Raw genomic sequence first — 400 nt, forward strand, 5'->3', positions numbered from 1 at the left:
ACACAATGATAGCTGGACTGCCTGCCATGCTTGCGTTTGAACGCCGGGAAGCGCGCTTTCAGCTTCGGATTAAAAAAGTGGGAAAACGCCATATCGAGGTTAATCACCGCCTGCTGCAAGGCGATGGAATCATACGCTTTGAGCCAGGCATACCGGCGGGATTTTTTCGCCACTGACAGTAAGGGTTTGAGGTCTTTACGCGGGCTGAGGTTCACCCCGTGGCGTTGATGAGCGTGCTTCTTAATGTGGAGCGCCTTGTTGTACGCGAAACGGACCGCACCGAACTGAGCATTGAGATAATCAGCCTGTTCGGGTGTCGGGTAAATGCGGACTTTGGTGGCTCTTAACATCATCAGCGCTCATCGGGATAGTTTATGTATTTTAACCGCTTTTTTTGGCC

General features: G+C 51.5%; 1 protein-coding gene. It reads right to left on the reverse strand.

Translation table 11 applies throughout. The features are described from left to right. Positions 1–350: helix-turn-helix domain-containing protein (locus EAE93_RS25790; RefSeq protein ID WP_214040748.1), on the reverse strand; the 350-nt coding region annotated here is incomplete at its 3' end. Positions 351–400 lie beyond the last annotated feature (50 nt).

It is taken from the genome of Photorhabdus akhurstii (assembly GCF_018448925.1).
Lineage (GTDB): Bacteria > Pseudomonadota > Gammaproteobacteria > Enterobacterales > Enterobacteriaceae > Photorhabdus > Photorhabdus akhurstii.